The following is a 6,433-nucleotide window of genomic DNA, read 5'->3' as shown; positions in this document are numbered from 1 at the left end:
TTATCTGCGGGAGGCCCCCTGGATTTGTCTGCTGCCCGGGGCGGCGATCTCCGTGACGGTCCTCGGGCTGAACCTGCTCGGCGACGGGCTGCGCGACGTGCTGGATCCCCGGATGCGGGTGGAGGGCGGCTGAGGCGGCTCGCGGTGGGCCTCGGCAGCGCGCGGCCCCGGGACTTGGATGGCTCCCCGCGTCGGCCGGTACAGCGCGCCGAATTGCCCGAGCACTACGCGGCGGGTCCCGCTGCTTGTCACCGCGCGAGAGGCCCCGGCGTCGCGCGCCCTGGCTCGTCGGCGGCGAGGCGCCCTACGCGGGGCGCTCTCCGAGCACGGCGTCTGCCGCCACGTCCAGCTCCAGCGGGGTGCCCACAGAGAGGCGCTGCCCCCGCCGCGCCGTCCGCACGTCCCGATACCCCTCGGACGACGCGAGCCGATGAACCACGATCGCCTCCGCCTCCAGGTCCACCAGCCAGAGTTCCGGAATGCCGGCCCGCGCGTACAACGGCGCCTTGACGGTCCGGTCGAGCTGGGCCGAGGTCTCCGCCACCTCCACCACCAGCAGAACATCCTCAGGGCGTGGATGTGCGGCCGCATAGAAGTCCGGATGGGGGCGAAGCAGCGTCACATCGGGCTGAGGCTCGGAGTGTTCCCCCAGCCGGATGGGGCTCTGGACGCGGACGATGGCCCGCCGCCCCACTTGTTCGAAGAAGAGCTGGGCCAGCCGGTCCACACAGGCCGCGTGCCGGCTTCCGATGGGCGTCATCTCCACGATCTCGCCGTCGATCAGTTCGACCCGATCGTCCCCGCCCAGGATCCCAGCCTCGGCCATCCGATGGAAGTCCGCCACCGTGAACCGGTGCCTGACCAACTCGACCGCCATCGCGAGACTCCTCCTACCGGCGACCTTGCGCCAACCGCGCTGTGGGTCTGGGTCCAGGATAACACTTGGTCAGCGGCGCAGGCTCTCGATGGCTCGACGCGAGCGGGCCCCGGGACCGCCGGACCGGGGCACGTCACTACGATGCCGCCGGCGCCTTCAGACCGTCACCGTCTCACAGTGCACCGCGACGCGACCGGGGCCGAGGGGCTTCCGCTACCCCCATACCGCGGCGGCGACGCGGCCGACGAGACCGAGCTTCTGCCACTGTTCGGCCTCGGTCATGGGGGTGCCGCCGACGGTCGTCCCGAAGCCGCACTGCGGGCTCAGCGCCAGGCGCTCGAGGGGTACGACGTTCGCGGCCTCGTCGATCCGCCGGCGAAGCGCGGCGTCCGGCTCGAGGGCCGGGTGCTTCGTGGTGACGAGCCCGAGGACGACGGCCTTGCCGGGAGGCACGAAGCGCAACGGGCGGAAGTCGCCGGCACGGGGGCTGTCGTACTCGAGCAGGAACACGTCGACGCCCGTCCCGGCGAAGACCGCCTCGGCGACCGGCTCGTAGCCGCCCGAGCCGATCCAGTGGCCGCGGAAGTTGCCCCGGCACATGTGCATGCCCACGACCATGTCCGGCGGGCGGTCGTGAATCGCCTCGTTGGCCGCCCAGACGTATCGCGCCAGCAGCCGGCGCCAATCCCAGCCCCAGCCGGCCAGGCGGTCCCGGATCTTCGCGTCGCAGAGCAGCGCCATCGGCACCTCATCGAGCTGGACGTAGCGGCAGCCGAGGCGGCCCAGCTCGGTGATCTCGGCGCGGTAGACGGCCAGAAGGTCTCCCCAGTACGTCTCCTCGTCCGGGTAGACCCGGCGATCGACGCCGTCGGGTCCGCGAAAGAAGTGGATCACCGACGGCGAGGGGAGCGTGATCTTGACCGGCCGGGTCGCGACCGACCGGGCGAACGCGAACTCGGCGGTGGCGATCCCCCGGGTGCGCCGGATCCGGCCCTCGGTGTGGGGCACCGGCACCGACAGGCTGTCCGCCTCGCCCTCCATGAAGTTCACGTGCGTGTCGCGATGGACCAGCCCGTCAACCGAGTCCACGAAGCCCGCGAACCAGGAGCGCCGGCGGAACTCGCCGTCGGTGACGGCGCCGAGGCCGGCCGCTTCCTGGCGGCGGATCGCCTCGCGGATCGCGCCGTCGAGCACCTCGGCGAACCCGGCCGCGTCGAGCTCTCCGGCGCTGAGCCGCTGGTAGGCGTCCTTCAGGGCCCGCGGGCGTAGGAGGCTGCCAATGTGGTCGGCCCGGCCGACCAGGCGGGTCGGCGTCGCCGCCGTCATCGCTTGTCGACGAAGCGCGGCGCCTTCACGGTCTTCTCGAACTCCGCCGCCAGGGTGCCGGCCGGGAGCACCTCGACCTCGGGCGTCAGCTCGAACCGGGCCTTGACCGCCGCGGCCAGGCTCTTGGCCACGGCCGCCGGCTCGCCGCCACGCCGCACCTCGACGAGGAGCCGGAGCGCATCCAGCCCCGCCGTCGAGACCGCCTCGGCGCGGAAGTCGGTGATCGCCGGCTGGGCGAACAGAAAATCCTCGAGGTCCGCGTGGTTGAGGTTCACCCCGCGGACCTTGAAGAAGCCCTCCGTGCGGAGGGCGTGAGTCAGGACCGGAAAGACCGAGAACGGATCGGCGGTCCGCGGCTGGCGCCGCAACGTCACGATATCGCCGCTCAGCCAGCGCAGGAACGGGGTGAGCGTGTTGGACCAGAGCGGCGTCATGACGAGCGCGCCCGGCTGCCCCTCCGGGACGGGCCGGCCGGACTCCGTGTCGATCACCTCCAGGTAGAAGAGATCGCTCCACGCGACCATCCCGTCCATGCCGTCCCGCTCGACCGTGATCATCGACCCCTCGGTCATGCCGAAGCTGTTGTAGACCGGAGCGCCCCACGCGCGCGCGAGCTTCCCCCGCTTGGCGTCGGTCAAGGGCTCGGCGCTGACCAGCACCTTGCGCACGCCGCAGGCCGCGAGGTCGATCCCGTGGGCCTCCGCGACGTTGGCGAGATGGAGGGCGTAGCTCGGCATCGCGGCGAAGATCGTCGGCCGGAGGTCGCGGATCAGCTCCACCTGCAGCAGCGAGGGCGTCGTCGTCCCGGCGCCGGCCCAGACGGTGCTGAGGCCCTCCAGCTGCGCCGACCGGGCGACGAGCTGGCCGACCGGGTGGATGCCGAGCGGGAAGGAGTCGTGGACGACGTCGCCGGGGCCGGCGCCGATGCACGGCCAGATCCGCCGGAAGGCGACCCCGAGGGCGTAGCGCAGGTCCTCGTCCCCGCGCGGGTAGAAGAGCGGCTTGCCGGTGACGCCGCCCGACCGCCAGACCTCGCGGGCGGCGCCGAGCGGGGCGAGGCAGAACTCACGGTAGAACGCCTCGGTCGGGAGCGTGCGCAGCTCCTCCTTGGTGAGCAGTGGGATCTTGCGCCATTCCTCGGGATCGTCGAGCTTGTCCACCGCAATCCCTTCCACGCGCGGGCGCAGAAGCGTCGAGCGCCGCGCGCGCTCCACGGCCAGGCGCTTCCGCTCGCGGTGAATGGCCTCGATCTCGGCCTCGCTCTTCGGCAGGTCCAGCGCCCACGCGGCGCGCCGTTCGGACACCTCAGGCGACATGATGATTCTCCCTGCCGGCGGGCCGATCGGGCGACCCGCAGCGCCTGCCAGTGTACCGGAGACGGCGCGCCGGCCCCAAGGCCCGGGCGGGCGCAGTTGACCGAGGCAAGTCAGCTCGGCGCGCGGCTTACGAAAGCCCGCAGGGAGGCGGGTCAAGTCGGTCGCGCTCACCGAGGAGGAGTACGCGTGCATCAAGCACCACCCGGGCGTGGCCGCCCGGATGCTCGCGCCCTACCCGACCCTGAGGCGGGAGGCGGAGGCGGTCAAGGGTCACCACGAGCGCTACGACGGGACCGGATACCCGGAGGGGCTCCGGGGAACCGCGATCCCGGTGGGGGCCCGGATCGTATCCGTGGCCGACCCCTTCGACGCCATGACGTCGGACCGCCCGTACCGCCGGGCGCCCGCCCGGGGAGCGGGGACCCAGTTCGATCCCGAGGCCGCGGCCGCCTGGCTGGCCCTCCCCCGGCCCCGCCTGCTCGAGATCGGCCGCCAATCAGACGACACGCGCCACGAGGCGATCCTCGGGATCCTGACCGCCACCGTTTGACCGCGGGGCCGGGCCGGTCGCCACGGCCCGCCCTCACCGCCAGCCTGACAGGGTCAATCGGTCCGTCGCGGGGCCGCCTCCTGTCACGACGCGCCCTCCCGCTCGCTCAGCCGCTCACCGACGTACCGGACGATCTCGGTGGCCAGGCGGACAGCTTCCCGCGCCGCGTCCTCCGTATAGACGAGTGCCGGGATGCTGTCCGGCAGGCTGTTCGGGTAGCGCGTCGGCACATAGTGTCCGTCGAGGATCGACCAGCGTCGAGCCAGCTCGCCAAACTGCGCGTGCTGCTCGGCCGCCTCCGCGCACAGCCGCTCGATCGAATGACCGAGGACGACTTCCACCCCGTCAGCATATAGAAACGCCTTGAGGGCCTTCTCCCCGACCTGCTGGGCGAGAAAGCACGCGATGTGGTACCCGCCCCGTCGGGCCAGGTCGTCTGCCCATCGAAGGTCCGCTTCGGCCTGCTCGAGCCAGCGCCGGCCCTCCTCAAGCGGACTTCTTCTCAAAGATCACGACCTCCTCGCCTGCGATGTGGCGTAGAAACGGCGCGTCCCTCAGGTCGTCGAACTCGGCCGGGGTATAGCAGAGCATGTCCAGATCCACCGGCACCTGGACGAGCCCGTACAGGAACCGAAGACGATCCACGAACGGCTTGTCGGTCTGCCACACCACCAGCACGTCGAGGTCGGTCGCGAGATCCCGGCGCCCCCGGGCATAGGACCCGAAGATACTGATCCGCTCGATACCATCGACGGGTGATAGCGCCTCGACGAGTGTCCGCGCAGCCTGGTCGAGCTTTCGGGCATAGGCAGCCCGCTGGGCCGACAGATCCATGAGTCTTTCCACCGAGCAGGGCGGCCTGCCTTTGTGTTGTCCTGATGCTGCCATTATAATGCCGCCATGCGCGCCCGCACCATGATCTACCTGGACCGCGAGGAGCTTCAGGCGCTCCGTGCCGAAGCAAAACGCCTCGACGTTTCGCTGGCCGAGTTGATTCGGCGGATCGTGAAGCGGCACATCCAGGAAAGCCCTGCGTCATCCCCGCCCGATCGCCGAACGTACTTCAAGTTGGTCGCCCTCGGATCCAGTGGCCACGTTGATACCGCGTCCGCGGCGCCCCCGACGGATGCGCATTGGGATAGCGCGCCGGAATGTACGCCTCGTCGAGCTCGAGGGCTGCCTCGCGCAACGCGTCCGGAACCGCGCGGCGCTCGGCGAGTTCGGAGAGCAGATCGGCGACGGAGTGCCCCCACGCCTCCGCCCCCATCCGCTGGAAGACGGCTTTGACGGCCTTCTCAGCCGACTGTTGGGCCGAGAAGCAGGCCCCATCGTCGTAGCCGCCCTGGACGTCGCTCCGGGCATGCTCGAGTGCGGTATGAAGACGGCGGCGGTTTCGAAACTCAAGGCGACCCTCAGTCAGTACCTCGCTCAGGTCAAGGCCGGCGAGGAGATCATCGTGACGGAACGGGGTCGACCGGTCGCGAAGATTGTTCCCCTCTCCCGCGGGGAGACCGTCTCCTCCCATCTCCTCGAGCTCGCCCACGCCGGGCTCGTTCGCCTCGGCTCCGGACGGTTGCCGGCGCACTTCTGGAAGATGCCCCGACCGGTCGATCGGCGGGGGGCGGCCCTGAAGGCCCTCCTGAAGGAGCGAACGGAGGGACGATGAGATTTTGGGACGCCTCGGCGATCATCCCGCGCTGTCTTGGAGTTGTTCCCCGGCCGATCCAAAGCAGACGGCGAGTATCACTGGACTGGCGAACGTGAAGGCCGGACGCTTCCCGCGCGTCACCCGCCACGGATCGTGGCGGGAGACGGGCGGCGTCCACGCGCGCCGGCCGACTCTGAAGCGTTCCGTGGTTCAGTGCGCGAGACAATTACTGGCACCGCCGAGGGCAAGGAGCTCATCGCCACTACCGGCGCCACTCGACGCAGGGCGCTTCATTGGTGGAGCGGCGCCGGTGGGCCTCGACGAACCGCACCACCCGGTCCCGGTCCGGCTCGTCGAATCTGTCGATGCGCGTCCAGGCCGTGAGCGCGATACACCGATCGAGGCGAGGGTACGGGGCGAGCACCACGTACTCCGGATAGCCCCTGACGACTGACTCCAGCGTGGCCAGGACGCGTGACGCGCAATCCGGCCGGTAGTTGATGACCACTCCGCCCTCGTCAAGGTTGGCCACCTGCAATTCACGCGGAAGCGGGTTCGCGTGGATCCCCCACGGAGCGATGTGCGGCAGCCGGGCACCGGATGTCGGCGGGTCGGAGTTGTACGCCTCATGCCGGCCGTCGACGGTCCCGACGCGCACGCTGCCGAGGTCCGGAACCGATTCCCCCGGCAGCCGTGACGCGCCGCCAGCCGGTTTC

The 6,433-nt window shown here is 70.6% G+C and carries 7 protein-coding genes and 2 pseudogenes; 2 read left to right on the top strand and 7 right to left on the bottom strand.

Features of this window, described 5'->3' with window-relative positions; genetic code table 11:
- On the top strand, positions 1-133 hold a 133-nt coding region (locus VGW35_22550; protein HEV8310452.1), incomplete at its 5' end, for an ABC transporter permease.
- A 171-nt stretch (positions 134-304) separates the two neighbouring features.
- Here the strand turns inward: VGW35_22550 and VGW35_22545 are convergent.
- The 3 genes from VGW35_22545 to VGW35_22535 form a co-directional block, all read right to left on the bottom strand.
- Positions 305-877 (bottom strand): Uma2 family endonuclease, encoded by a 573-nt coding sequence (locus VGW35_22545; protein HEV8310451.1) that lies wholly within the window; start codon positions 875-877, stop codon positions 305-307.
- A gap of 213 nt (positions 878-1,090) precedes the next feature.
- Positions 1,091-2,203 (bottom strand): 5-methyltetrahydropteroyltriglutamate--homocysteine S-methyltransferase, encoded by a 1,113-nt coding sequence (locus VGW35_22540; GenBank protein HEV8310450.1) that lies wholly within the window; start codon positions 2,201-2,203, stop codon positions 1,091-1,093.
- Positions 2,200-3,519, bottom strand: a complete 1,320-nt coding sequence (locus tag VGW35_22535) for an AMP-binding protein (GenBank protein ID HEV8310449.1) — start codon at positions 3,517-3,519, stop codon at positions 2,200-2,202. The genes VGW35_22540 and VGW35_22535 overlap by 4 nt, the downstream gene beginning before the upstream one ends.
- Positions 3,520-3,685: 166 nt before the next feature.
- Here VGW35_22535 and VGW35_22530 point away from each other — a divergent pair.
- Positions 3,686-4,069, top strand: a pseudogene (locus VGW35_22530) (HD domain-containing phosphohydrolase).
- An 83-nt stretch (positions 4,070-4,152) separates the two neighbouring features.
- Here the strand turns inward: VGW35_22530 and VGW35_22525 are convergent.
- The 4 genes and pseudogenes from VGW35_22525 to VGW35_22510 form a co-directional block, all read right to left on the bottom strand.
- Entirely contained in the window at positions 4,153-4,575 is a 423-nt protein-coding gene (locus tag VGW35_22525; GenBank protein HEV8310448.1) for a HEPN domain-containing protein, read from the bottom strand.
- A complete protein-coding gene (locus tag VGW35_22520; protein HEV8310447.1) occupies positions 4,556-5,086 on the bottom strand; it encodes a nucleotidyltransferase domain-containing protein in 531 nt (176 codons plus the stop codon). The genes VGW35_22525 and VGW35_22520 overlap by 20 nt, the downstream gene beginning before the upstream one ends.
- A 76-nt stretch (positions 5,087-5,162) precedes the next feature.
- Positions 5,163-5,489 (bottom strand): annotated as a pseudogene (locus tag VGW35_22515) (HEPN domain-containing protein).
- Between the two features lie 490 nt (positions 5,490-5,979).
- A partial coding sequence (locus VGW35_22510) for a DUF3105 domain-containing protein (GenBank protein HEV8310446.1) occupies positions 5,980-6,433 on the bottom strand: 454 nt, incomplete at its 5' end.

The sequence above is a fragment of the Candidatus Methylomirabilota bacterium genome (assembly GCA_036005065.1).
Lineage (GTDB): Bacteria > Methylomirabilota > Methylomirabilia > Rokubacteriales > DASRDR01 > DASYQW01.
Note: the sequence above shows the minus strand (reverse complement) of the source record. Positions and strands in the feature narration are given on the sequence as shown.

What these genes read in the sequence shown, in the direction of transcription:
- VGW35_22545 (HEV8310451.1), bottom strand. Translation starts at nt 877, where the DNA reads ATGGCGGTCGAGTTGGTCAGGCACCGGTTCACGGTGGCGGACTTCCAT.
- VGW35_22540 (HEV8310450.1), bottom strand. Translation starts at nt 2,203, where the DNA reads ATGACGGCGGCGACGCCGACCCGCCTGGTCGGCCGGGCCGACCACATT.
- VGW35_22535 (HEV8310449.1), bottom strand. Translation starts at nt 3,519, where the DNA reads ATGTCGCCTGAGGTGTCCGAACGGCGCGCCGCGTGGGCGCTGGACCTG.